Origin of the sequence: Actinomadura miaoliensis, from assembly GCF_039536785.1 — a bacterium.
Classification (GTDB): Bacteria; Actinomycetota; Actinomycetes; order Streptosporangiales; family Streptosporangiaceae; genus Spirillospora; species Spirillospora miaoliensis.
In genome coordinates, this window is record NZ_BAAAZG010000026.1 from 92,076 (window position 1) to 115,282 (window position 23,207).

18 protein-coding genes are annotated in these 23,207 nt (G+C 71.7%); 12 read left to right on the plus strand and 6 right to left on the minus strand.

What is annotated here, in order from left to right:
- The first annotated feature begins 19 nt into the window (after nucleotides 1–19).
- The gene (secD, locus tag ABD811_RS20870; protein WP_344950112.1) at nucleotides 20–2,287 is read left to right on the plus strand and encodes a protein translocase subunit SecD; all 2,268 of its coding nucleotides are present in this window, start codon (nucleotides 20–22) and stop codon (nucleotides 2,285–2,287) included.
- Nucleotides 2,288–2,499: 212 nt separating this feature from the next.
- On the opposite strand, the gene ABD811_RS20875 is transcribed toward secD, so the two are convergent.
- Nucleotides 2,500–4,377 carry a glycoside hydrolase family 15 protein gene (locus tag ABD811_RS20875; protein WP_344950179.1) on the minus strand — a complete coding sequence of 626 codons (1,878 nt, stop codon included), beginning with the start codon at nucleotides 4,375–4,377 and terminating at the stop codon, nucleotides 2,500–2,502.
- Nucleotides 4,378–4,695: 318 nt separating this feature from the next.
- On the opposite strand from ABD811_RS20875, the gene ppdK reads away from it, so the two are divergent.
- The 7 genes from ppdK to sigJ all read left to right on the plus strand — a co-directional run bounded on the left by ppdK (nucleotide 4,696) and on the right by sigJ (nucleotide 13,819).
- Nucleotides 4,696–7,401 (plus strand): pyruvate, phosphate dikinase, encoded by a 2,706-nt coding sequence (gene ppdK, locus ABD811_RS20880; RefSeq protein ID WP_344950114.1) that lies wholly within the window; start codon nucleotides 4,696–4,698, stop codon nucleotides 7,399–7,401.
- 129 nt (nucleotides 7,402–7,530) lie between these two features.
- Nucleotides 7,531–8,265 (plus strand): YdcF family protein, encoded by a 735-nt coding sequence (locus tag ABD811_RS20885; RefSeq protein ID WP_344950116.1) that lies wholly within the window; start codon nucleotides 7,531–7,533, stop codon nucleotides 8,263–8,265.
- Between the two features lie 33 nt (nucleotides 8,266–8,298).
- Nucleotides 8,299–9,624, plus strand: a complete 1,326-nt coding sequence (locus ABD811_RS20890) for a deoxyguanosinetriphosphate triphosphohydrolase (protein WP_344950118.1) — start codon at nucleotides 8,299–8,301, stop codon at nucleotides 9,622–9,624.
- A 161-nt stretch (nucleotides 9,625–9,785) separates the two neighbouring features.
- Nucleotides 9,786–11,012: an NAD(P)/FAD-dependent oxidoreductase gene (locus ABD811_RS20895; RefSeq protein ID WP_344950119.1), complete on the plus strand. Its 1,227-nt coding sequence runs from the start codon at nucleotides 9,786–9,788 to the stop codon at nucleotides 11,010–11,012.
- A gap of 119 nt (nucleotides 11,013–11,131) precedes the next feature.
- Nucleotides 11,132–12,346: an MFS transporter gene (locus ABD811_RS20900; RefSeq protein WP_344950121.1), complete on the plus strand. Its 1,215-nt coding sequence runs from the start codon at nucleotides 11,132–11,134 to the stop codon at nucleotides 12,344–12,346.
- A 151-nt stretch (nucleotides 12,347–12,497) separates the two neighbouring features.
- Nucleotides 12,498–12,893, plus strand: coding sequence for a GtrA family protein (locus ABD811_RS20905; RefSeq protein ID WP_344950124.1), 396 nt, complete (start codon nucleotides 12,498–12,500; stop codon nucleotides 12,891–12,893).
- Nucleotides 12,866–13,819, plus strand: coding sequence for an RNA polymerase sigma factor SigJ (gene sigJ / locus ABD811_RS20910; protein WP_344950127.1), 954 nt, complete (start codon nucleotides 12,866–12,868; stop codon nucleotides 13,817–13,819). The genes ABD811_RS20905 and sigJ overlap by 28 nt, the downstream gene beginning before the upstream one ends.
- 97 nt (nucleotides 13,820–13,916) lie before the next feature.
- Here sigJ and ABD811_RS20915 read toward each other — a convergent pair whose 3' ends face one another.
- Nucleotides 13,917–15,338, minus strand: a complete 1,422-nt coding sequence (locus ABD811_RS20915) for an LVIVD repeat-containing protein (protein WP_425549442.1) — start codon at nucleotides 15,336–15,338, stop codon at nucleotides 13,917–13,919.
- 185 nt (nucleotides 15,339–15,523) lie between these two features.
- On the opposite strand from ABD811_RS20915, the gene ABD811_RS20920 reads away from it, so the two are divergent.
- Both ABD811_RS20920 and ABD811_RS20925 read left to right on the plus strand, forming a co-directional pair.
- Complete coding sequence (locus ABD811_RS20920) at nucleotides 15,524–16,210, plus strand: DUF305 domain-containing protein (RefSeq protein ID WP_344950133.1); 687 nt, start codon at nucleotides 15,524–15,526, stop codon at nucleotides 16,208–16,210.
- 75 nt (nucleotides 16,211–16,285) lie between these two features.
- Nucleotides 16,286–16,750: a carboxymuconolactone decarboxylase family protein gene (locus ABD811_RS20925; protein WP_344950136.1), complete on the plus strand. Its 465-nt coding sequence runs from the start codon at nucleotides 16,286–16,288 to the stop codon at nucleotides 16,748–16,750.
- A gap of 46 nt (nucleotides 16,751–16,796) precedes the next feature.
- Here ABD811_RS20925 and ABD811_RS20930 read toward each other — a convergent pair whose 3' ends face one another.
- From ABD811_RS20930 to ABD811_RS20945, 4 genes are all read right to left on the minus strand, one after another.
- Entirely contained in the window at nucleotides 16,797–17,666 is an 870-nt protein-coding gene (locus ABD811_RS20930) for an LLM class F420-dependent oxidoreductase (RefSeq protein WP_344950138.1), read from the minus strand.
- A gap of 67 nt (nucleotides 17,667–17,733) precedes the next feature.
- Nucleotides 17,734–18,651: an aldo/keto reductase gene (locus ABD811_RS20935; RefSeq protein ID WP_344950142.1), complete on the minus strand. Its 918-nt coding sequence runs from the start codon at nucleotides 18,649–18,651 to the stop codon at nucleotides 17,734–17,736.
- A gap of 61 nt (nucleotides 18,652–18,712) precedes the next feature.
- Entirely contained in the window at nucleotides 18,713–19,606 is an 894-nt protein-coding gene (locus tag ABD811_RS20940) for a hypothetical protein (RefSeq protein ID WP_344950145.1), read from the minus strand.
- A gap of 64 nt (nucleotides 19,607–19,670) precedes the next feature.
- Nucleotides 19,671–21,935 carry an ATP-binding cassette domain-containing protein gene (locus ABD811_RS20945; RefSeq protein WP_344950148.1) on the minus strand — a complete coding sequence of 755 codons (2,265 nt, stop codon included), beginning with the start codon at nucleotides 21,933–21,935 and terminating at the stop codon, nucleotides 19,671–19,673.
- A gap of 63 nt (nucleotides 21,936–21,998) precedes the next feature.
- Here ABD811_RS20945 and ABD811_RS20950 point away from each other — a divergent pair, with 63 nt between their 5' ends.
- Together ABD811_RS20950 and ABD811_RS20955 are read left to right on the plus strand one after the other, a co-directional pair.
- Nucleotides 21,999–22,811 carry a TetR/AcrR family transcriptional regulator gene (locus ABD811_RS20950; protein WP_344950150.1) on the plus strand — a complete coding sequence of 271 codons (813 nt, stop codon included), beginning with the start codon at nucleotides 21,999–22,001 and terminating at the stop codon, nucleotides 22,809–22,811.
- A gap of 34 nt (nucleotides 22,812–22,845) precedes the next feature.
- Nucleotides 22,846–23,207, plus strand: a 362-nt coding sequence (locus ABD811_RS20955; protein WP_344950153.1) for a MerR family transcriptional regulator, incomplete at its 3' end; no start/stop codon positions are given.

Consider the following 23,207-nt stretch of genomic DNA (forward strand, 5'->3'; position numbering starts at 1 on the left):
TCCTCGTGGAGGTATTCCCTTGTCTCGCGCCAACGCGGTGCGGGCACTGCTGTCTGTCGCCGTGCTCGCCGCGTCGTTGTTCTTCGCCCTCACCGAACCCGCCCGCCTCGGCCTGGACCTTCGCGGCGGCACCCAGATCGTGCTGGAGACCCAGGACTCGCCGCAGGCCAAGGCCAACGCCGAGTCCACCGACCGGGCCCGCCAGGTGCTCGAACGCCGCGTCAACGCCCTTGGTGTGGCCGAGTCGTCGCTCACCCGGTCGGGGGACCGGCGCATCATCGTCGAGCTGCCCGACGTGCAGGACCCCACCCAGGCGGCCGAGGTCATCGGCAAGACCGCGCAGCTCACCGCCCACCCCGTCCGCGTCAACGACGGCAGCCCCGGCAAGGACGAACGGCTGCTGCCCGACGAGCAGGGCGGGCAGATCCTCGTCGGCCCCGCCGCCCTGACCGGCGACGGCATCGGAACGGCCGAGGCCGGATTCGACACCCAGAACCTCGGCGGCTGGTACGTCACCGTCAAGTTCCGCGGCAGCGGCGGCGGCACCTGGGAGCGCATCACCGCACGGGCCGCCTGCGCCACCGGGGACGAACGCCGCATCGCCTTCGTCCTGGACGGCCGGGTCATCTCGTCCCCGCAGGTCACCACGAACGTGCCGTGCAACGTGGGGATCACCGGCGGCTCCACCCAGATCACCGGGGACTTCACCGCCGACGAGGCCCGCGACCTGGCCGCCCTCATCCAGGGCGGCTCGCTGCCCGTCCCCGTGAAGATCATCGAGCAGCGGGTGGTCGGCCCGACCCTGGGGGACGCGGCGATCGAGGCGAGCTGGAAGGCCGCCGTCATCGGCGTCGCGCTCACCGGCCTGTTCATCATCGCCGTCTACCGGCTGGTCGGCGCGCTGGCCGCCGTCGCGCTGGCCTGCTACGCCCTGATCTCCTACGCCGCGCTGGTCATGATGGGCGCGACACTCACCCTGCCCGGACTCGCCGGATTCGTGCTCGCGGTCGGCATGGCCATCGACGCCAACGTGCTGGCCTTCGAACGGGCCCGTGAGGAATACCGGGCGGCGCCCCGGCGCGGCGTCCGCGCCGCCCTGTCCACCGGCTTCGACAAGGCCTGGTCGGCGATCGCCGACTCCAACGTCACCACCCTGCTGGCCGCCGGGCTGCTGTTCTTCCTGGCGTCCGGCCCGGTGCGCGGCTTCGGCGTCACCCTCACCATCGGCGTGCTGGCCTCGATGGTGTCGGCGATGCTGCTCAGCCGTTTCCTCACCGAGTCGGCCGTCGCCCGCCGGATGATCGCCCGCCGCCCGGGGCTGACCGGCCTCGGCGCCGTCGGCCGCCTGCGCGCCTGGCTGGACCGCCGCGACCCGGACCTGATGCGGCACCGCCGCCTGTGGCTGGGCATCTCCGCGCTGTCGGTGGCGGTCGCGCTCACCGGGATCTTCGTGCGCGGGCTGAACTTCGGCGTGGAGTTCACCGGCGGCCGGCTGGTGGAGTACTCCACCAGCCGCACGGTCGACATCGACGACGCCCGCGCCGCCGTCTCCTCCGCCGGGTTCCCGCGCGCGGTCGTGCAGACGTCCGGGACCGACGACATCTCCGTGCGCACCGAGAACCTCAGCAACGCCGAGGAGAAGCGGATCCGGGACGCGCTGGCCGCCAAGGGCGGCTCCGTCACCAAGCAGCGCGACGAGCTGATCGGCCCGACCCTGGGCGACGAGCTGCGCCGCAAGGCGCTGATCGCGCTGGCCGTGGCGCTGGTGGTGCAGCTGGCCTACCTGGCGATCCGGTTCCGCTGGACGTTCGGGGCGGGCGCGGTGCTGGCGATGTTCCACGACATCATCGTGGTGACCGGGGTGTTCGCCTGGCTCGGCAAGCCGATCGACGGGGTGTTCCTGGCCGCCCTGCTGACGATCATCGGGTACTCGGTGAACGACTCGGTCGTGGTGTTCGACCGCGTCCGGGAGCTGTGGCGCAACGACCCCAAGGCGCCGTTCGCCCGCCTCGCCGCCCGGGGCGCCCTGCAGACCGTGCCCCGCACCGTCAACACCGGCATGGGCGCGATCTTCATCCTGGCCGCGCTGGCGCTGCTGGGCGGCGACTCGCTCACCGACTTCGCCATCGCCCTGCTGGTCGGCATCATCGTCGGCACGTTCTCCAGCGTGTTCACCGCCACGCCGCTGGCGATCGTGTTCGAGGGGCGGAGCAGCACCCCGGCGCCCCGGTCCAAGGCATCGCGCCGTCCCGCCCGCCAGCCCGGCGACTCGGGCGCCGTCGTCTAGGTTCGCCGTCGTCCAGGTTCGTCGTCGTCCACCCGGCGCCCCTCTGCGGGCCGCCGGGTGGACACCTGGACCTGCTGACGCTCTACGTCATTCAAGCCGAAGATCGCCGACGATCTGTTCGCCTCTGAAACGGACGGTGACTGCCGGCGTCGGCATCGTCCCTTGACCGTGGCCCGGATCGGGGGTTCGAGTCCCGGGCCACGGCGTCGGTGTCAGGCCAGCGGTGGCTGGCGCTCGTGGTCCTCGGCGCGGATCACCTGCATCACGGCGTTGATCAGCGCCAGGTGGGTGAACGCCTGGGGGAAGTTGCCCAGGTGGCGGCCGGTGTGCGGATCGATCTCCTCGGCGTACAGCTGCAGCGGGCTGGCGTAGGAGAGCAGCTTCTCGCACAGGGCCTTGGCGCGGTCCAGCTCCCCGATCATCACCAGCGCGCTGACCAGCCAGAACGAGCAGATGGTGAACGTGCCCTCGTCGGAGGAGAACCCGTCGTCGGTCTCCGCCGGACGGTAGCGCAGCACCAGGTCGTCCTCGGACAGCTCGTCGGCGATGGCCAGCACCGTCTCGCGCACGCGCTTGTCGTCGGCGGGCAGGAAGCCCAGCAGCGGGATCAGCAGCGCCGAGGCGTCCAGGGCGGTGGCGCCGTAGTGGGCGGTGAACACCCCGCGCTCGTCCAGGGCGTTGGCCAGCACGTCGGCGTGGATCTCGTCGGCCGCCCGCTGCCAGCGCTCGGCCATGGCGAAGTCACCGCGGATGCGCGCCAGCCGGGCGCCGCGGTCGGCCGCCACCCAGCAGAACACCTTGGAGGAGGTGAAGTGCTGCGGCTCGCCGCGCACCTCCCACATGCCGCAGTCCGGCAGCCGCCAGTTGGCCAGCGCGTCCTCGACCTGCTTGACGACGATCTTCCACAGCCGGTCGTCCAGCCGGTCCCGCTTGCGCACGAACAGGTAGATGGAGCCGATGATCGCGCCCCACACGTCGTGCTGGGCCTGCATGTACGCCTCGTTGCCGATGCGCACCGGACGGGCGTTGTCGTAGCCGGACAGATGGTCGAGCGTGGACTCGGGCAGCTCCTCCCGGCCGTCCAGCCCGTACATGATCTGCAGCTTGCCCTCGGCGGCCTCGGCCACGTCGGTGATGAAGTAGAAGAAGTCGTTGGCCTCCCAGTCGTACCCGAGGGTGTAGAAGGCCCACAGCGCCATCGTCGAGTCGCGGATCCACGTGTAGCGGTAGTCCCAGTTGCGGTCGCCGCCCGGGCTCTCCGGCAGGGACGTGGTCGCCGCGGCCGCCACCGCGCCCGAGGGCGCGAACGTCAGGCCCTTGAGGGTGAGGGCGCTGCGCTGCAGGTGGCTGCGCCAGGGGTGGTCGGGGAAGCGGCCGCGGTCCAGCCAGTGCTGCCAGTGGTGCACCGTCCAGACCAGGCGCTCCTGCGCCTCCTCGTAGCTGTGCGGGGGCTCGTGCTCGCTCCACGACAGCGCCACGAACCGCGCGTCGCCCTGCTTGAGCAGGGTGCGGGCGGTGGCCAGCGAACCTTCGAAGCCGATGTTCATGTCGCTGGTCAGTCGCAGCGACACGCCGTTGCCGCGCGCGACGGCCTCGTGGTAACCGAGGCCGTTGTGCGACCACTGGGCGGGGGCGCGCCCGTAGTCGAACACGGGCATGCAGTCCAGCCGCACCTGCACCTGCCCGTTGACGCAGCGCACCATGCGCAGCAGCACGTGGTCGGCGTCGTAGTCGGTGGGGGCGCGCCGGTGGGTGTGCGAGCGCTCGTTCTCGTGGTGCCAGGGGCCCATGAGCAGCGCGTCGGTGACCACCAGCCAGCCGCCGTGGACCCACCAGGTCGTCTCCAGCACCATGGTGCCGGGGATGTAGCGCTGCGCGGCGGGCACCTCCACGCCCGCGGGGCCGACCCGGAAGTATCCGGCGTCGCGGTCCAGTATCGAGCCGAACACGCTCGGCGAGTCCATCCGGGGCAGGCACATCCATTCGATGTTGCCGCTCGGCGCGACCAGGGCGGTCGTCTCGCAGTCGGACAGGAACCCGAAGTCGGCTATCGGGGCGAACGGGTCTCCCGCCCGGCCACCGGCGACCATCGGCCTCACAACCTCACCTCCTCTTTCCATGATTCCCTCTCGCTTGCGGTGCGTAGACCATGTGACGGCCGTGTTTCCTTGGTTGTGTGTCTGGAATGTCCTTATTGGAATAGACCATTGTGACCGGCTCCACCTGCGCAAACGCACGCAGCGTAACGGAGTGACGAGCGTGCGCGTCCATCGCGGGTACAGTCCCGGCAAACAGGGCGGCGTGCCTCATATCGGTGGTGCCCGGGTCCGTTCCCGGCCACGGTGAGCCCGCCGCCCGCCACCTGGCCGCGCGCCACGCGGCAGGACCGGACCGCGAAGGAGGGCCCCGTGCCGAAGCTGGTGTACGACTTCACCGAAGGCAACAAGGACCTGCGGGATCTGCTGGGAGGCAAGGGCGCCAACCTCGCCGAGATGACCAATCTCGGCCTGCCCGTGCCGCCGGGGTTCACCATCACCACCGAGGCGTGCCGGCACTACCTGGAGCACGGGACCCTGCCCGGCGGGCTGGCCGAGGAGATCGGCCGCCACCTGTCGGCGCTGGAGGACGCCATGGGCAAGCGGCTCGGCCAGCCCGACGACCCGCTGCTGGTCAGCGTACGGTCCGGGGCCAAGTACAGCATGCCGGGGATGATGGAGACCGTCCTGAACATCGGTCTCAACGACGAGTCCGTGGCGGGGCTCGCGGCCCAGGCGGGCGACGAGCGCTTCGCCTGGGACTCCTACCGGCGGCTCATCCAGATGTTCGGCAAGACCGTGCTGGGCGTCGACGGGGACCTGTTCGAGGACGCCGTCGAGGCCGCCAAGAAGGCCAAGGGCACCGACGAGGACGTCGACCTGGACGCGGGCGACCTGCGCGGCCTGGTCGGCACGTTCAAGGAGATCGTCCGCGAGCACGCCGGACGCGACTTCCCCGCCGACCCGCGCGAGCAGATGGACCTGGCGATCAAGGCGGTGTTCGAGTCGTGGAACGCGCCCCGCGCCATCCTGTACCGGCGCCAGGAGCGCATCCCCGCCGACCTCGGCACCGCCGTCAACGTGGTCGCCATGGTGTTCGGCAACATGGGCATGGACTCGGGCACCGGCGTCGCCTTCACCCGCGACCCCGCGTCCGGCCGCCAGGGCGTCTACGGCGACTACCTGCGGAACGCCCAGGGCGAGGACGTGGTCGCCGGGATCCGCAACACCGTGCCGCTGACCGAGCTGGAGCGCATCGACCCCGGCTCCTACGCCGAGCTCCTGCGGATCATGGAGACGCTGGAGAACCACTACCGCGACATGTGCGACATCGAGTTCACGATCGAGCGCGGCAAGCTGTGGATGCTCCAGACCCGGGTGGGCAAGCGCACCGCCGCCGCCGCGTTCCGCATCGCCTGCCAGCTGCTCGACCAGGGGCTCATCGACGACGACGAGGCCGCGGCGCGCGTCACCGGCGACCAGCTCGCCCAGCTGATGTTCCCCCGCTTCGACGAGGCGCAGGCCGACGGGAGCAAGCTGCTGACCACCGGCATGAACGCCTCGCCCGGCGCCGCCGTCGGCAAGGCCGTCTTCTCCTCCGAGCGGGCCGTGGAACTGGCCGAGCGGGGCGAGGACGTCATCCTGGTACGGCGCGAGACCAACCCCGACGACCTGGCCGGGATGGTCGCGGCCAGGGGCGTGCTCACCTCCCGCGGCGGCAAGACCTCGCACGCCGCCGTGGTGGCCCGCGGCATGGGCAAGACGTGCGTGTGCGGCGCCGAGGAGCTGGACGTCGACGTCCGGGCCGCCCGCTTCACCGCGCCCGGCGGCGTGACGGTCCAGGAGGGCGAGGTCATCTCCATCGACGGCACCAGCGGCAAGGTCTACCTGGGCGAGGTGCCCGTCGAGGACTCCCCGGTGGTGCGGTACTTCGAGGGCGCCCTCAGCCCCGGCGAGGCCGCCGCCGAGGACGGCGACGAGCTCGTCCAGGCCGTGCACCGGATCATGAAGCACGCCGACGCGCGGGCGCGCATGGGCGTGCGCGCCAACGCCGACACCCCCGAGGACGCCGCGCGGGCCCGCCGCTTCGGCGCGGCCGGCATCGGCCTGTGCCGCACCGAGCACATGTTCCTCGGCGACCGCCGCCGCCTGGTGGAACAGCTGATCCTGGCCGAGACCGACGACGAGCGGCGCGCCGCCCTGGAGGCGCTGGAACCGCTCCAGCGCGCCGACTTCGAGGGCATCCTCGAAGCCATGGACGGGCTGCCGGTCACGATCCGGCTCATCGACCCCCCGTTGCACGAGTTCCTCCCCGACCTCACCGAGCTGGCGGTCAAGGTCGCCCTGGCCGGCGGCGACGCCGACCCCCGGGACCGCAGGCTGCTGGAGGCCGTCCGCCGGCTGCACGAAGAGAACCCTATGTTGGGACTGCGGGGCGTGCGCCTGGGTTTGGTGATTCCCGGGCTGTTCGCGATGCAGGTCCGTGCGATCGCCCACGCGGCCGCGCGGCGGCGCGCCGCGGGCGGCGACCCGCGGCCGGAGATCATGATCCCGCTGGTGGGCGCCGTCCAGGAGCTGGAGGCGGTGCGCGACGAGGCCCGCCGGGTGCTGGCCGAGGTGCGCGAGGACACCGGCGTGGACGTGCCCGCGCTGGTCGGCACCATGATCGAGCTGCCCAGGGCGGCGCTGACCGCCGGGCAGATCGCCGAGGCCGCCGAGTTCTTCTCCTTCGGCACCAACGACCTCACCCAGACCACCTGGGGCTTCTCCCGCGACGACGTGGAGGCCGGGTTCTTCGGCCGCTACCTGGAGCTGGGCATCTTCGGCGTCTCCCCGTTCGAGACGCTGGACCGCGAGGGGGTCGGACGGCTGGTGCGCATCGCCGTCGAGGAGGGCCGCGCCACCCGGCCCGACCTGAAGCTGGGCATCTGCGGCGAGCACGGCGGCGACCCCGAGTCGGTGCACTTCTGCCACGAGGTCGGCCTGGACTACGTGTCCTGCTCGCCGTTCCGCGTCCCGGTGGCGAGGCTGGAGGCGGGACGCGCCGCGATCTCCTCCGCCGGCTCCGACAGCCGCTAGCCGGGCCCGGCCGCCGGGGGACCGGCGGCCGGCGGCCTCGCCCTACCCGGACGCCGGCCGGATCGCCCTGCGGAAACGGCACGGAACGGCGGCGCGCGCCCGGCCGTCTCAACTAACGTGTCGAGTGCGATGACGTTGGAGATGGAGCTGCCAGGCCCCGACGTCCCGGAGGGGCCGGACGACGAGAGCGAGGAGCGCGAGCCCCGCGCCCGCCGCCGCTCCCGCGGGTTCGTGATCACTGTGAGCGTGGTGCTCGGGCTGCTGGCCGTGGCCGTGCTGACGCCGCTGACCGTGGCCTGGCGCGTCTGGTACCAGGCCCGCCAGGACGAGCGGCCGCGCTCCGACGCGATCATCGTGCTCGGCGCGGCGCAGTACAACGGCGTGCCCTCGCCCACCCTGCAGTGGCGGCTGCAGCACGCCCTGGACCTGTACCGCGACGGGGTGGCGCCGGTGATCGTCACCGTGGGCGGCAAACAGCCCGGCGACAACTACACCGAGGCCGACTCGGGCAGGCGGTGGCTGGTGAACCGCGGCCGGGTGCCCGCCGACCGGGTGGTGTCCGTGCCGTTCGGCAGCGACACGCTGGAGAGCATGAAGGCGGTGGGCCGCGAGTACGAGCGGCGCGGCTGGCACACCGGAGTGATCGTCACCGACCCCTGGCACGGCCTGCGGTCCAAGCGGATGGCGAGCGACAACGGCATCGAGGCGGCCGCGTCCCCGACCCGCAGCGGTCCCAGCGTGCAGACCCGCGACACGCAGTTCCACTACATCGTCCGCGAGACCGGCGGCTACCTGTCGTACGTGCTGTTCGGCAAGAGCGTCGGAGTGCCCAGCGAGACGATCGTGACCACGCCCAGCGGGTGACGGCGCCGCGCGCGGCCTACCCTGGATGGGGCGATGAGGAACTATGCAGATCGCGACCGGGAGCGATGGGCTCCCGAGCCGCCCAAGCGCCGTGACCGCACCGCCTTCGAACGCGACCGGGCCCGGGTGCTGCACAGCGCCGCGCTGCGGCGGCTGGCGGCCAAGACCCAGGTGGCCTCGCCGGGCGCGCACGCCGAGGACCACGTGCAGAGCCTGCGCACCCGGCTGACCCACTCGCTGGAGTGCGCCCAGGTCGGGCGGGAGCTCGGCAAGTCCCTGGGCTGCGACCCCGACCTGGTGGAGACCGCCTGCCTGGCCCACGACATCGGGCACCCGCCCTTCGGGCACAACGGCGAGGCCGCCCTCGACGTGGTCGCCCGCGACTGCGGCGGCTTCGAGGGCAACGCGCAGAGCCTGCGCGTGCTGACCCGGCTGGAGCCCAAGTCGTTCGCGCCTCCGGGCCCGCCCCTGTACGGCCGCAGCGTCGGCCTCAACCTCACCCGCGCCGCCCTGGACGCGGCCATGAAGTACCCGTGGACGCAGGACGAGTCGGTCAACGGCAAGTTCGGCGTCTACCAGGACGACCTCCCCGTGGCGCGGTGGGTGCGCGACGGCGCCCCCGCCGGACGCGCCTGCTTCGAGGCGCAGGTGATGGACTGGAGCGACGATGTCGCGTACTCGGTGCACGACCTGGAGGACGCGCTGGTCGCCGGGCACGTCGACTTCGACCGGCTCGCCGACCCGGCCGAGCGCCGCCTGGTGTGCGCCACCACCCGCAAGCTGTACTGCGAGGACACGAGCCCGCCGGGTGGGGGGACGACCCCCCACACCCCCCGTGGCGAAGAGGCGGCTGCGCCGATTGCCGCCGACCTGAGCGAGCTGGAGGAGCGTTTCGCCGGGCTGCTGGCCGAGCCGTACTGGCCGGACCGTTACGACGGCACCCCCCGCACCCTGGCCGCGCTGAAGAACCTCACCAGCACGCTGATCGGCCGGTTCTGCGTGGCCGCCGAGGACGCCACCCGCGCCGCCCACGGCGACCGCCCGCTGACCCGGTACGGGGCCGACCTGATCGTGCCGCGCGCACAGCGGCTGGAGTGCGCGCTGCTCAAGGGCGTCACCGCGCACTACGTGTGGATCAGCCACGAGGCCGTCCGGGCCCGTCAGCGCGAGCTGATCACCGAGCTGGCCGAGCTGGTGCTGCGCGGCGCGCCCGGCACGCTCGACCCGGCGTTCCGTGCCGCCTACGTCGAGGCGGCCGACGACGCGGCCCGGCTGCGCGCCGTCGTCGACCAGATCGCCTCCCTGACCGACACCTCCGCGATCGCTCGGCACAGGTCGCTGTCCGGACGCGGCGAGTAGCGCAGGACGGTCGGCGTCTCGCGGCGCTCGGCGGCAAAAAGGGCGAAACGGTCGGTTCTTCGTCGCGTGGATTCTTCCTTGGGACACCGGCGGGTGGCCCTTGTCTCGTTCGGGGCACAGCAGTAAGGACGTAAGTAGACGCCCATGCGCAGGAGGTCGCCATGCCCGAGGAGACCATCGTCATCGTCGGCGCGAGCCTGGCCGGTGCCAAGGCCGCCGAGACGCTGCGGGGGGAGGGGTACCGGGGACGCGTGGTGCTCATCGGCGAGGAGATCGAGCGTCCCTACGAGCGGCCACCCCTGTCCAAGGGCTTCCTGCTCGGCCAGGAGCCGAGGGAGAAGACGCACGTCCACGAGCGCGAGTGGTACGAGCACAACCGGGTGGAGCTCAGGCTGGGCATGGCGGCCACCGCGGTCGACCCGTCCCGGCACCGGGTGACGCTGGCCAGCGGCGAGGAGATCGGCTACGACCGGCTGCTGCTGGCCACCGGGGCGTCCCCGCGCAGGCTGGAGGTGCCCGGATCCCGGTTGCAGGGCCTGTACTACCTGCGGTCGCTGGCCGACGCGGCGGCGCTGCGCGAGGCGATCGCGCCGGGCGGGCGCCGCGTGGTGGTGGCGGGCGCGGGGTGGATCGGCCTGGAGACGGCGGCCGCGGCCCGCGCCTACGGCAACGACGTCACCGTGATCGAGCCGGAGCCGACGCCGCTGCACGCCGCGGTCGGCCCCGAGGTGGGCGGGCTGTTCGCCGACCTGCACCGCAGGCACGGCGTCATCCTGCGGCTGGACGAGGGCGTGGCGGGGTTCTGGGGCGCCGGGCAGGTGTCGGCGGTGGTGACCTCGGGCGGCGCGGAGATCCCCGCGGACGTGGTGATCGTCGGCATCGGAGTGCGGCCCAACACGGCGCTGGCCGAGCGCGCCGGCCTGGAGGTGTCGGACGGCGTGCTGGTCGACCAGTCGCTGCGCACGTCCGACCCCGACATCTTCGCCGCCGGGGACGTGGCCGCGGCCTACCATCCGCTGCTCGGCCGCCGGCTGCGCGTGGAGCACTGGGCCAACGCGCTCAACGGCGGCCCGGCCGCTGCGCGGGCCATGCTCGGGCAGGAGGTGTCCTACGACCGCGTCCCCTACTTCTTTACCGACCAGTACGAGCTGGGCATGGAGCTGTCCGGCGTGGCCGCGCCCGGAGAGTACGACGAGGTGGTCTACCGGGGCGACGTGGCGGGGCTGGAGTTCATGGCGTTCTGGCTGGCCGGCGGCCGCGTCGTCGCCGGGATGAACGTCAACGTGTGGGACGTCACGCGGGACGTCCAGGCGCTGATCCGGTCCGGCGAGCCGGTCGACCGGGCCCGGCTGGCCGACCCCAAGGTGCCCCTGGCGGAGCTGCTGTAGCGCCGTTCCGGCGCGGTGGCGGGGCCGTTCCGGCGCGGTGGCGGGGCCGTTCCGGCGAGGTGAAGATCTCACCATCCGGCAAGATCGTAAATATCGGGTGAGTCACGTACAGTCGGCCTGTGGTGACACGGACGGCGGCCGGGACGCTCGGCCGGGCACGGCTGGCGGTGACGATCGCGTTCGTCGCGCACGGCCTGGTCGGCTCGGCGTGGGTGGCGCGGATCCCGCAGGTCAAGGAACACCTCGGGTTGAGCGAGGGTGCCCTCGGCGTGGCGCTGCTCGGCGCCCCCGCCGGGGTGGTCGTGGCGGTGCGCTTCGCCGGCGCGATCGTCGCCCGCTGGGGCAGCCGCGCCACGACCGTGGCGGCCGGGACGGCGGCCGCGCTCGCGCTGGTGCCGATGGGACTCGCCGGGAACCTGGGCGCACTGGTCGCCGCGCTGGTGCTGTTCGGCGGTTCGCTGGGCCTGATGGACGTGGCGATGAACGCCCAGGGCGTGGCGATCGAACGCCGCCTGGGCCGGCCGATCATGTCCGGGCTGCACGGCGCGTACAGCATCGGCACGCTCCTGGCGGCGCTGGTCGGCTCGGGGCTGGCGCATCTGGACGTGCCCGTGCCGGTGCACCTGTCGGTGGCGGCGGTCGTGCTGGCGGCGCTGGTGCTGGCGGGCTGCCAGGGACTGCTGGACCGTTCCGCCGACGAGCTGCCCGACTCCGCCGGCGCGGCCGGGGACGACGCTCTCTCCGGGACGTCCGCGCGGAAGGCCGGGGCGGACGCGGTGCGCGGTGCGCGGCGCATGCTGGCCCTGCTGGGGTTCATCGGGCTGTGCTCGTTCGTCGGCGAGGGCGCGATGGCCGACTGGAGCGCCGTCTACCTGCGCGAGACCCTCGACACCGGAGCGGGCATCGCGGGCCTGGGCTACGCCGGGTTCGCGGTCGCGATGACGGTGGGACGGCTGGCGGGCGACCGGATCGTGGCGCGCTACGGGCCGGTGCGGGTGCTGCGCGCCGGAGCCCTGATCTCGGCGCTCGGGCTGGGCCTGGGGCTGGCGGCCGGGCACCCGGTCGCCGCGATCATCGGGTTCACGCTGTTCGGGATCGGCATCGCGCCGGTGGCGCCCGTCACCTTCAGCGCCGCGGGCAACCTGCCGGGCGTGCCCGCCGCCCACGGCATCTCCCGCGTCACGGCCGTCGGCTACCTGGGACTGCTGGGCGGCCCGCCGGTCATCGGGTTCGTGGCGCAGGGGGTCGGGCTGACCGGCGCCCTGTGCGTCCCGGTCGCGCTCGTCGCGGCGATCCTGCTGTCCGCCCGCGCCACCGCCACGGCCGCACGCTGATCGTTTTCCCGGGGGCGGAGGTCGGACGGCGGTGCCTCCTCCGGTAAGGTCTGGGCGAGTGAACACCATGCAGCGGTCGCGGCCGGGCCAAGCGGCGCCGGCGGACCGCGGCCCGGACGGGAGGTCGAGGAACTCGCGCGGGTACCGCTTCGTGCGCGAACTGCTGACCTTCGGGTTCGTCGGGTTCATCGGCACGCTGATCATGATCGTGGGGGCCAACGTCCTGCGGCACCTGCACGGCGGCGGCCCGGTCACCAGCGTGGTGCTGCCCACCATGCTGTCGACGCTGGTGTCCTACCTGGCCAACCGGTTCTGGACGTTCCGTCACCGCGACAGCACCGGCTCCGGCCGCGAGGTGGCGATCTTCTTCGGGCTCAACGGCGTCGGCCTGCTGATCCAGGTGGCCTGCACCGGCTTCACCTACTACACCCTCGGCCTGCACGGCGGCGTCGCCTACAACGCCGGCCTGCTGGTGGGGCTGGCGCTGGCGTCGGCGTTCCGCTACTGGTCGTACCGCAAATGGGTGTTCACCCCGGCCGCCGCCTGACCCCGGCGCCGCGGCCGCCGGCGCGGGACGAGGCGCCGGACGCGGCGGCGCGGGCGCGGCTGGACGCCGAGTGGCCCGAGCACCGCCCGGCGGTGTTCGGCGCGGCGTACCGCATCACCGGCAGCGTGGCCGACGCCGAGGACGTCACCCAGGACGTGTGGCTGCGCGCGGCCGCCGCCGGGTCCCTGGACGAGGTCCGCGACCTGCGCGCCTGGCTGGTCACCGTGGCCGCCCGCCGCGCGTACGACCTGCTGACCTCGGCCCGCGCCCGGCGCGAGAGCTATGTCGGGCCGTGGCTGCCCGAGCCGTTGCTGACCGGCCCGGACGCGGCCGAGCCGGTGCTGGTCGACGACACCGTCGGCGTCGCCATGCTGATGGTGCTGGAACGCCTCTCGCCGCCCGAGCGGGTCGCGTTCGTGCTGCGCCGGGCGTTCGATGTGCCGTACGAGCAGATCGCCGAGGCGCTGGGCAGGACGCCCGCGGCGTGCCGTCAGCTCGCCTCGCGGGCCGGACGCAAGATCGCCAATGCAGAGCCGTCGGCCACGGCGAGGCGGCGGGCCTCCCGGGCCGAGCACGAGCGGGTGCTGGCCGCCTTCCGCGCCGCGTCGCAGAACGGCGACGGCGCCGAACTGCTGGCGCTGCTGGATCCGGACGCCACCTACGTCACCGACGGCGGCGGCAGGGCGTTCGCCGCCCGCAAGGTCATCGCCGGGGCCGGGCGGGTGGCGACCGTGCTGCTTCGGGTGGCCGCCAAGCTCGCGTTCCGCCTGGTGCCCGCCGAGATCAACGGCGAGCCGGGCCTGCTGGTGTACCGCGACGGGGAGCTCGTCGGCGCCGACATGATCGAGGTGGTGGACGGCCGCGTCACCGCGGTCCGCCGCGTGCTCAACCCCGACAAGCTCGCCGGTCTCCGCCGCGCTGCCTGAACCGCTCGTTCCCGGGCACCCGCGCGCGGAAAAGGGGAAGGCCCCCGGCGGTGCCGGGGGCCTTCGTGATGACTCCGTGCTTCGCCTGATCGGCCGATCAGTCGAAGTAGTCGGGCTGCGACTGGGCGTTCAGCACGTCGAGCTTGACGCGCTTGCCCTTGTCGGTGGCCTTGTCACGGATGTCGATGACGTCCAGGCCCTTCTGGATGTCGCTGGAGTAGATGTAGCCGTTGTAGTAGTACGCCGACCACGAGCCGCCCAGGATGAGCTGGTCGTTGCTCAGCGGACCGCGCTCGAACCAGCCGATCTCCTTGGGCTTGCGGGAGTCGGTGAAGTCCCACACCGAGATGCCGCCCTGGTACCAGGCCTGCACCATGATGTCGCGGCCCTTGACCGGGATCAGCGAGCCGTTGTGGGCCACGCAGTTCTCGGTGTCGGCGTTCGCCCGCGGGATCTTGAAGTAGCTGCGGAAGACCAGCTTGCGCTTGTCGCCCTTGCCGACGATGTCGTAGACGGCGTCGGCGCCCTTGTCCTGCCCGATCGCGGCGTTGCAGGTGGCGGTGCTGCCGCCGCCCAGCTCGTCGGTGAAGACGACCTTGTTGGCCTTGTTGTTGAACGTGGCCGAGTGCCAGAACGCGAAGTTCTCGTCGTCGCGCACGCTGTGGATGATGCGCGGCTTGAGCCGGTCGGAGATGTCGAACAGCACGCCGTCGCCCATGCACGCCCCGGCCATGATGTTCTTGGACGGGTAGGCGGTCAGGTCGTGGCAGCCGGAGGTCTCCGAGGTGCCCTCGGGGTAGTCCTTCTTGTCACCGGGGTTGCCGCCGTCGGGGAACAGCACCGGCTCGGCCGCCAGCTTGGCCGCCTGCGGGTTGTTCAGCGGCACCTCGACGATCGAGATGAGGTCGTGCGGCGGCTGGCAGTCGGGGAAGGTCGAGTCCGGGCGGTAGGACGAGACGTAGATGTACGCCGTGCCCTTCTTGCCCGGGACCAGCGTGTTGGTGTGCGAGCCGCACTTGGTCTCGACGGCCTTGACGTAGCGCGGGTTGCGCACGTCGCTGATGTCGAAGATCTTGATGCCCTCCCAGGCATCCTTCTCCGTCGCCGGCTTGGGCACCGACTGACACGAGTCGTCGCTGCGCGAGCTGTCGGTCGACAGGAACAGCAGGTTCCCGGAGATCGACACGTCGTTCTGCGAGCCGGGGCACTTGACCACGGTGACGATCTGCGGCTTGGCCGGCTTGGAGATGTCGTAGACCGTGAAGCCGTCGTAGTTGCCGGCGAAGGCGTAGTTGCCCTTGAAGGCCCAGTCGGTGCCGTAGGAGCCGGTGCCCGAGAACACCGGCGGCTTGGGGATGTTGGCCAGGTGGTGCATGTTGGCGGTCTTGACGACCTCGTCCTGACCGGGGATGGCGGCCGCGGCGGCCGGTGCCACGGCGGCCGACCCGGCCAGCACGAGCGCCGCGAGGGTACCCACCAGTGTTCGTCGCTTGGGTCTGCGTCCAGGGAACAGCGCCACCCTCACTCCTTCGCGTTCAGAGGCCCCCGACAGTAGTTTGATCATCCGGAGTATGGACTGAACCGCGCCGTTTGAATAGGTCTGTATGGATCTGTGAGCTTCCTGAGATCTAAGGCTCTTTATTCGACATGCCGACTACGGCTACCGTCCGGGGTGTTCGAGCGCAGGTCGGAGTGGGGAGACGGATGCACTACCGGACGCGGTACCGGATCGCGGTGCTGGCCTTGGCGGCGGCGGCCGCCGCGGGCGCCCTGGGCGGATGCAGCGGCGACGAGGACGGCGGGGCGACGCCCAAGGGCACCGTGCTGATGCCGGGACGGCCGGGGGAGGCCAACAAGACCGCGGTCGCCGGGCCGTCCACCCCGTCACCGCCCACGGCCGCGGAATTCCGCTTCATCGAGATGATGATCCCGCACCACCGGCAGGCCATCGAGATGGCCTCGCTGGCCCCCGGCCAGGCGTCCGACCCGCAGGTCAAGGCGATGGCCGAGCGCATCGACGCGGCGCAGAACGTCGAGATCGCGGCCATGCAGAACTGGCTGAAGCGGCACGGCCGGGCCACGTCCCAGGGACAGGGCGGCCACGCCGGCCACGGCGCGCACGGCGGCGCCGCCTCACCGTCGGCGTCCGCCCACGCCAACATGCCGGGCATGGCGACCCCGCAGCAGATGGAGCAGCTGCGCCAAGCGCGCGGCAAGGACTTCGACCGGCTGTTCATCAACCTGATGATCATCCATCACCAGGGCGCGCTGACCATGGCCAAGGACGCGCTGGACAAGGGCACCGACGTCACCGCCCAGGAGATCGCACGGGACGTCCAGTCCAGCCAGCAGGCCGAGATCAACCGGATGCGGGCCCTGCTCGACGGCTGAGCGGAATCCGCTGTCACAGCGGACCGGGCCGCGTCGTCTCCCTGGCGACCGCTTGACCGAGCGAAGGGAACGACGATGAAACAGCGCATGAACCTGCCCGATGTCGCCCCGGACGCCTACCGGGCGTTCCTGGCGGCCGAGAAGGTGCTGCGCGAGTCGGGGCTGGACCCGCTGGTGCGGCACCTGGTCAAGCTCCGCGTCTCCCAGATCAACGGCTGCCTGTACTGCGTCGACATGCACGCGCACGAGGCCCTGGACGACGGCGAGACCCCGGACCGGCTGTACCAGCTGCCGGCGTGGCGGGAGTCGGACCTGTACACCGAGGCCGAGCGGGCCGCCCTCGCCTACGCCGAGTCCGCCACCCGGCTCGGCGAGGACGGCGTGCCCGACGCGATCTGGGACCGGATGACCGCCCACTTCCCGGTGGCGGACCAGGGCACCCTGGTCGCCCTCGTCGCGATGATCAACCTGTGGAACCGGGTCTGCGTGCCGACGCGTGTGCGTCCCCCGGCCCGCCCCGTCCCCGAGGCCAGGGCATAGGACGGCCGGGCCGCCGGGAGCCGGGCCTCCCGGCGGACCGCCGCGTTCAGCGCCCGGCGGGGGTGATCTTCTCGGTCTGGGCCACAGCCTCGCCGAGCACACCGGCCAGGTCCTGCCCGGTGGCCTGCGAGAAGATGACGTGGTCGACGCCCGCCTCGGCGAGCCGGCCCACCGTGTCCACGACCTGGTCGGCCGAGGGCCGGCCGTGCGGCAACGTCAGCGAGGTCTTCTCGATGTCGGCGTAGTCGCGGCCCTCCCGCTCGCAGTGCTCGCGCAGCACGTCGAGCTTGTGCCGCAGGTCCTCGGCGTCGAAGATGTTGCAGGCGTCGGCGTACTTGGCGACGAACCGCAGCGTCTTCTTCTCCCCGGAGCCGCCGATGAGGATCGGCGGATGCGGGCGCCGCACCGGCTGCGGCGAGTTCAGCGGCCGCTCCAGCCGGTAGTGCTCGCCCTCGAAGGCGCTCTCGTCGCCCTTCCACATCTGGTGGGCGATCCGCAGCGTCTCCTCCAGCCGTTCGAACCGCTCGGCGGTCGGCGGGAACGGAACGCCGAGGCCGCGCGACTCCTCGTCGTTCCAGGCGGCGCCGATGCCCAGCCAGGCCCGGCCGCCCGACAGCACGTCCAGCGTCGTCACCGTCTTCACCAGAATCCCCGGGTGCCGGTAGGTGACACCGGTGACCATGGTGCCCAGTGTGATCTTCTCGGTGAGCGCCGCCGCGTACGCCAGCGCCGTGTAGCCCTCCAGCATGGGCTCCTCCGCGGGGCCGACCACCCTGATCTGGAAGAAGTGGTCCATCACCCAGAAGGAGTGCAGCCCCGCCTGGTCGGCCTCACGGGCCATACGCCCGTATTCGGCGGCGATCCGCTCGGGCCCGCCCGGGAAGGTGAAGCTGGGCACCTGCAGTCCTATGCGCATGAGGGAGTCCCCTCTCCTCGGTAGGCGGGATGGTGCTCCCACTCTGCGACCTGGAGCGCGCTCCAGGTCAAGCCGAAGCGGCCGTGTCCAGTCGTTCCCGCAGCTCGGCGTCCAACGCCAGGTCGGCGGCGCCGAGCGCCTCCTCCAGCTGCGCCATCGCGCTGACGCCCACGATGGGGATCATCGGCGGGTCGCCGCCCATCAGCCAGGCCAGCACCACCTGGTTGGGCGTGGCGCCCAGCTCGTCGGCCACCGACCTCAGCGCCGCCAGCCGCCGCTCGTTGGACGGGTGTTCGTACGCCCAGTGCAGCGGCTTGTCGGGGCGCGTGTAGGAGCCCGCGAGCAGCGCGTTGTACACCCACAGCCGCATGCCCTCCGCCCGCACGTAGTCGAGCAGCTCCTCGTCGACATGGTGGTGGCCGTTCTCGGGCAGCTTCACCCCCGGCTGGGGCAGCAGGTAGGAGTAGCGGTACTGCAGGTCGTCGTACCGAGGCTCGCCGAGCGCCCTGGCCCGCTCCACCCGCCACACCGCGTGGTTGCTCACCCCGACCCGGCCGACGGCGCCCTCCCGCACCAGGTCGCCGAAGGCGCCCATCGTCTCCTCCAGGGCCACCGACCGGTCCTCGAAGTGCGCCCAGTACAGGTCGATGTGGTCGGTGCCCAGCCGCCGCAGGCTGCCCTCGGCGGCCGTCCGGATCGCCTTCTCCGACAGGCCCTCGGCGTTCTCCAGCCCCGTCCCGGGCGTCTTCGGCTGCGCCCCGACCTTGGTCCCGATGAAGACCCGGTCGCGCAGCCCGCGGCTGGCCAGCCACCGCCCGATGACGGTCTCGCTCTCACCCCCGCGTCCGCCCTCGAGCCAGAACGCGTAGTTGTTGGCCGTATCGATCATCGTCCCGCCCGCCTCGACGAAGCGGTCGAGAATGGCGAACGAGGCCTCCTCGTCCACCCTGGTTCCGAACAGCATTGCGCCCAGTGCGATCTCCATGCCGCCCGATCCTGACCCCTGGAGCGCACTCCAGGTCAACCCCGCACCATTCCGGTCCCGCTCAGGCGAACACGTCCTCGATGGTGTCGGCGGTGGCGGCGCGTGTGAGCCAGGTGTGGAGTTGGTCGAGGTCGGTGCAGTTGGTGATGTGGTCCCGTGCGCCGTCGGGGACGTTGACGCCCCGTGTGGACAGGATCATGAGTGTCGCGTTGGCCGCCTCCTCCGCGCGGCCTTTGGCTTCGCCTTCCTCGCGGCCCTTGCCGAAGTGTGCGCGGGCGAAGGGGCTGTAGACGGGCCACTTGGTGGAATTCATGATCTCCTCCATGATCTTTCGCACCGCTGGGACGGACATGTTGTAAGCGTGTTCATAGTATTGCGGAACGTGTTCGTCCGGCTCTTCCGCCGCAGGCAACTCTTTCGCCGCGGCCATGAAGGCCTCGACGACCTTGCGGTGCTTCTGGCCGTGGGCCAGGACCGACAGGACGGCGACCCCGGGCTGGGCGGCGGCCTCGGTCGGGTCGGTGATGACCGGGATCTGGTCGGGGCCCACGACCACGGGGTGGAGGGTGTACCCCGGCAGCTCGGTGGGGATGGGCTCGGCGTAGAAGGCGGCGGTGTCGGCGTCGGGGCAGACGACGAGGACGTCGACACCGCCGCGCTGCTGCTGCAGCCACTGTCCGGCGGCATAGCGCGGCAGCTGCCTGCGCTTCGACCTGGACTTCGCCTGCTGGATCTCCAGGATGATGCCGTGGACCGGATCCTGTGGTGGTCCCACCGTGAACACGTTGTCGGCGACGTAGTCGGCGGACGGGCGGTCGTTGAAGGTGTTCTTCGCCTCCTGGACCGGGAGGTCGGAAGGGAGATCGAGAACGTCGAGGCGGCCGAGGAGGTCCGCGGCCAGCCTCGGGTTCTCGCGGAAGAGCTCGTTGAGGGCGTCATGGCGACGTGATGGCATGTCGCTGAACGTTACATTGCGATTTCTTGGAGTGACGAGAATGTGTCGGGGGTTGTGAAGTAGATCACCCCAGATAGTCGCGCAGGTGCTGTGCGGTGAGGGTGTCGGCGGTGGTGACGAGGTCCCTCGGGGTGCCGGTGAAGACGACGCGGCCGCCGTCGTGGCCGGCGCCCGGGCCGAGGTCGATGATCCAGTCGGCGTGGGCCATGACGGCCTGGTGGTGCTCGATGACGATCACGGTGTTGCCGTCGTCGACCAGGCGGTCCAGGAGGGCCAGGAGCTGGTCGACGTCGGCCAGGTGCAGGCCGGTGGTGGGTTCGTCCAGCACGTAGACGGTGCCCTTGTCGGCCATGCGGATGGCCAGCTTGAGGCGCTGGCGTTCGCCGCCCGACAGGGTGGTGAGGGGCTGGCCGAGACTCAGGTAGCCGAGGCCCACGTCGCACATGCGGTCGAGGATGGCGCGGGCCTGGCCGGTGGTGAAGAAGTCGCGGGCCTCGGCGACGGACATGGCCAGCACCTGGCTGATGTCCTTGCCGCGCAGCTTGTACTTCAGCACCTCGGCGGTGAAGCGCCGTCCCTCGCACTCCTCGCAGACGGTGGCGACCCCGGCCATCATCGCCAGGTCGGTGTAGACGAGGCCGATGCCCTTGCAGTTGGGGCAGGCGCCCTCGGAGTTGGCGCTGAACAGGGCGGCCTTGACGCCGTTGGCCTTGGCGAAGGCGGTGCGGACCGGGTCGAGCAGGCCGGTGTAGGTGGCGGGGTTGCTGCGCCGGGATCCGCGGATCGCCGACTGGTCCACCACGACGACGCCGTCCCGGCCGGGCAGCGACCCGTGGATCAGCGAGCTCTTGCCCGAGCCCGCGACGCCGGTGACGACGGTGAGCACGCCGAGCGGGATGTCCACGTCGACGTTCTTGAGGTTGTGCTGCGACGCGCCGCGGATCGGCAGGTGCCCGGCGGGCCGCCGGACCCGCTCGCGGAGGGCGGCGCGGTGGTCCAGGTGGCGGCCGGTGAGGGTGTCGGACGCGCGCAGGCCCGCCACGTCGCCGGTGTAGCAGATCCGGCCGCCGGCGGTGCCGGCGCCGGGGCCGAGGTCGACGACGTGGTCGGCGATCTCGATGGTCTCGGGCTTGTGCTCGACGACCAGCACCGTGTTGCCCTTGTCGCGCAGCCGCAGCAGCAGCCCGTTCATCCGCTGGATGTCGTGCGGGTGCAGCCCGACGGTGGGCTCGTCGAACACGTAGGTGACGTCGGTGAGGCTGGAGCCGAGGTGGCGCACCATCTTGACGCGCTGCGCCTCGCCGCCCGACAGCGTGCCGGACTCGCGGTCCAGGCTGAGGTAGCCCAGGCCGACCTCCACCATCGAGTCGAGGGTGGCGCTCAGCGTGGCGACCAGCGGCGCCACCGACGGGTCGTCCAGCTTGCGGACGAACTCGGCCAGGTCGCTGATCTGCATGGCGGCGCAGTCGGCGATGTTGCGGCCGTTGATCTTGGCCGAGAGGGCGGCGGCGTTGAGCCGGGTGCCGCCGCAGTCCGGGCAGGCGGCGAAGCGGACGGCGCGCTCGACGAACGCCCGGATGTGCGGCTGCAGCGACTCGACGTCCTTGGACAGGTAGAGCCGCCGGACCTTGACCACCAGGCCCTCGTAGTTGGTGTTCATCCCGCCGAGCTTGATCTTGGTGGCGGGCTTGTGCAGGAAGTCCTCCCACTGCTCGGGGGTGAGGTCGCGCAGCGGCACGTCGCGGGGCACGAACCCGGACTCGACGATGTTCTGCCAGTACCAGGAGCCGACGGTGAAGTTCGGCACGGTGATGGCGCCCTCGTCCAGCGACAGGTCGCGGTCGACGAGCTGGTCGACGTCGATGTCGGAGACGCGGCCGAGCCCCTCGCAGCGCTGGCACATGCCTTCGGCGCTGTTGAAGCTGAACGCGGTGGAGGTGCCCACGTGCGGCACGCCGATGCGGCTGAAGATGATGCGCAGCATGGTGTGCGCGTCGGTGGCGGTGCCGACCGTGGACCGGGAGTTGGCGCCCATCCGCTCCTGGTCGACGACGATCGCGGCGCTCAGGTTGCGCAGCGCGTCCACCTCGGGACGGCCCACCGGCGGCATGAAGCCCTGCACGAAGGCGCTGTAGGTCTCGTTGATCAGCCGCTGCGACTCGGCCGCGACGGTGCCGAACACCAGCGACGACTTGCCCGACCCGGACACGCCGGTGAAGACGGTCAGCCGCCGCTTGGGGATGTCGAGGTCGATGCCGGCCAGGTTGTTCTCCCGGGCGCCGCGCACCTCGATGACGTCGTGGGCGTCGGCCGGATGACGGGGGTTCATGGCGCTCCTGTATCTTTATGCCCTAAAGAGTTCGAAACAGTTTACGGGATAAGGAGTGGTCCGTTGGTCGTCTTCGCCGGACAGGGGGACGCGCGCCGTTCGATGGCCCTGCTCTGGCGCGCGCCCGAGGGCGAACGCGGGGCCCGTTCCGCCCCGGGGCCGCGTCCCGGGCTGAGCGTGGACGTGATCGTCGACGCGGCCATCGCCGTCGCCGACGCCGAGGGCATGGCGGCCCTGTCCATGCGCGCGGTGGGGGAGCGGCTCGGCCGCACCGCCATGGCCCTCTACACCTACGTGCCGGGCAAGGCCGAGCTGGTCGACCTCATGTACGACCGGGCCCTGGCCGAGCTGCCCACCCGCTACGACCTGAGCGTGGGCTGGCGGGCGGCCGTCACGGCGTGGGTGCGCGACCTGTGGGACTTCCACCTGCGCCATCCGTGGACGCTGCAGGTGTCGCACGCGCGTCCCGTCCTTGGGCCCGGCTGGTTCACCATGTCCGAGACGATGATGGCCGTCCTGCGCACCACCGGGCTGGATGCCCGCACCTTGCGCGGACTCGGCGGGACGCTGACGCACCTGGTGCGGGACGCGGCGCGGATCGTCGCCGAGACGCGCCTGGCGACGCAGGAGACCGGAAAGGGCGAGGACGAGTGGTGGTACGCCCACGCCCCGCAGCTCGACGAGCTCGTGCCCGACTTCGGCGCACGGTTCCCCACGCTGACCTGGATGGAGTCCCAGCACGCCTTCGACATGGACGACGCGGAGACCCCCTACCTGGTGCAGGAGGCCACCGAGGTGTTCGAGGCGGGCCTCGCCCTCGTGCTGGACGGCATCGAGGTCAGAATCCGCCGCGCGGGCGGGGACCCGGACCATTGACCTGGAGTGCGCTCCAGGTGGCAGTCTGGGGCCCGTGAGCTCCTACTCCCCGGCTGAGACCGCCACCCGGAGCGGCTTCAGCATCGACACGCTGCGTTACTACGAGAAGATCGGGTTGCTGTCGGGGATCGCGCGCGACACGGCGGGTCGCCGGGTCTTCACCGACGACGACCTGGCGTGGCTGGGCATGCTGCGCTGCCTGCGCGACACCGGCATGCCGATCGCCGAGCTGCTGCGCTACGCCGAGCTGGTGCGCGGCGGTGACGAGACCACCCGGGAACGGGTCGCGCTGCTCAGGGCGCACGACCGCCGTGTGGAGGAGCAGATCGCCCGGCTGCGCGAACAGCAGCGGAAGATCCAGGGGAAGATCCGCTTCTACGAGCACGATGCCGCGGC

Excerpts from the sequence above, each read along its gene's own strand:
- ABD811_RS20875 (WP_344950179.1), bottom strand. The coding sequence starts at position 4,377 with ATGGTCGCCGGTGGCCGGGCGGGAGACCCGTTCGCCCCGATAGCCGAC.
- ABD811_RS20885 (WP_344950116.1), top strand. The coding sequence starts at position 7,531 with ATGACGTTGGAGATGGAGCTGCCAGGCCCCGACGTCCCGGAGGGGCCG.
- ABD811_RS20890 (WP_344950118.1), top strand. The coding sequence starts at position 8,299 with ATGAGGAACTATGCAGATCGCGACCGGGAGCGATGGGCTCCCGAGCCG.
- ABD811_RS20895 (WP_344950119.1), top strand. The coding sequence starts at position 9,786 with ATGCCCGAGGAGACCATCGTCATCGTCGGCGCGAGCCTGGCCGGTGCC.
- sigJ (WP_344950127.1), top strand. The coding sequence starts at position 12,866 with ATGGGTGTTCACCCCGGCCGCCGCCTGACCCCGGCGCCGCGGCCGCCG.
- ABD811_RS20920 (WP_344950133.1), top strand. The coding sequence starts at position 15,524 with ATGCACTACCGGACGCGGTACCGGATCGCGGTGCTGGCCTTGGCGGCG.
- ABD811_RS20925 (WP_344950136.1), top strand. The coding sequence starts at position 16,286 with ATGAAACAGCGCATGAACCTGCCCGATGTCGCCCCGGACGCCTACCGG.
- ABD811_RS20930 (WP_344950138.1), bottom strand. The coding sequence starts at position 17,666 with ATGCGCATAGGACTGCAGGTGCCCAGCTTCACCTTCCCGGGCGGGCCC.
- ABD811_RS20935 (WP_344950142.1), bottom strand. The coding sequence starts at position 18,651 with ATGGAGATCGCACTGGGCGCAATGCTGTTCGGAACCAGGGTGGACGAG.
- ABD811_RS20940 (WP_344950145.1), bottom strand. The coding sequence starts at position 19,606 with ATGCCATCACGTCGCCATGACGCCCTCAACGAGCTCTTCCGCGAGAAC.
- ABD811_RS20945 (WP_344950148.1), bottom strand. The coding sequence starts at position 21,935 with ATGAACCCCCGTCATCCGGCCGACGCCCACGACGTCATCGAGGTGCGC.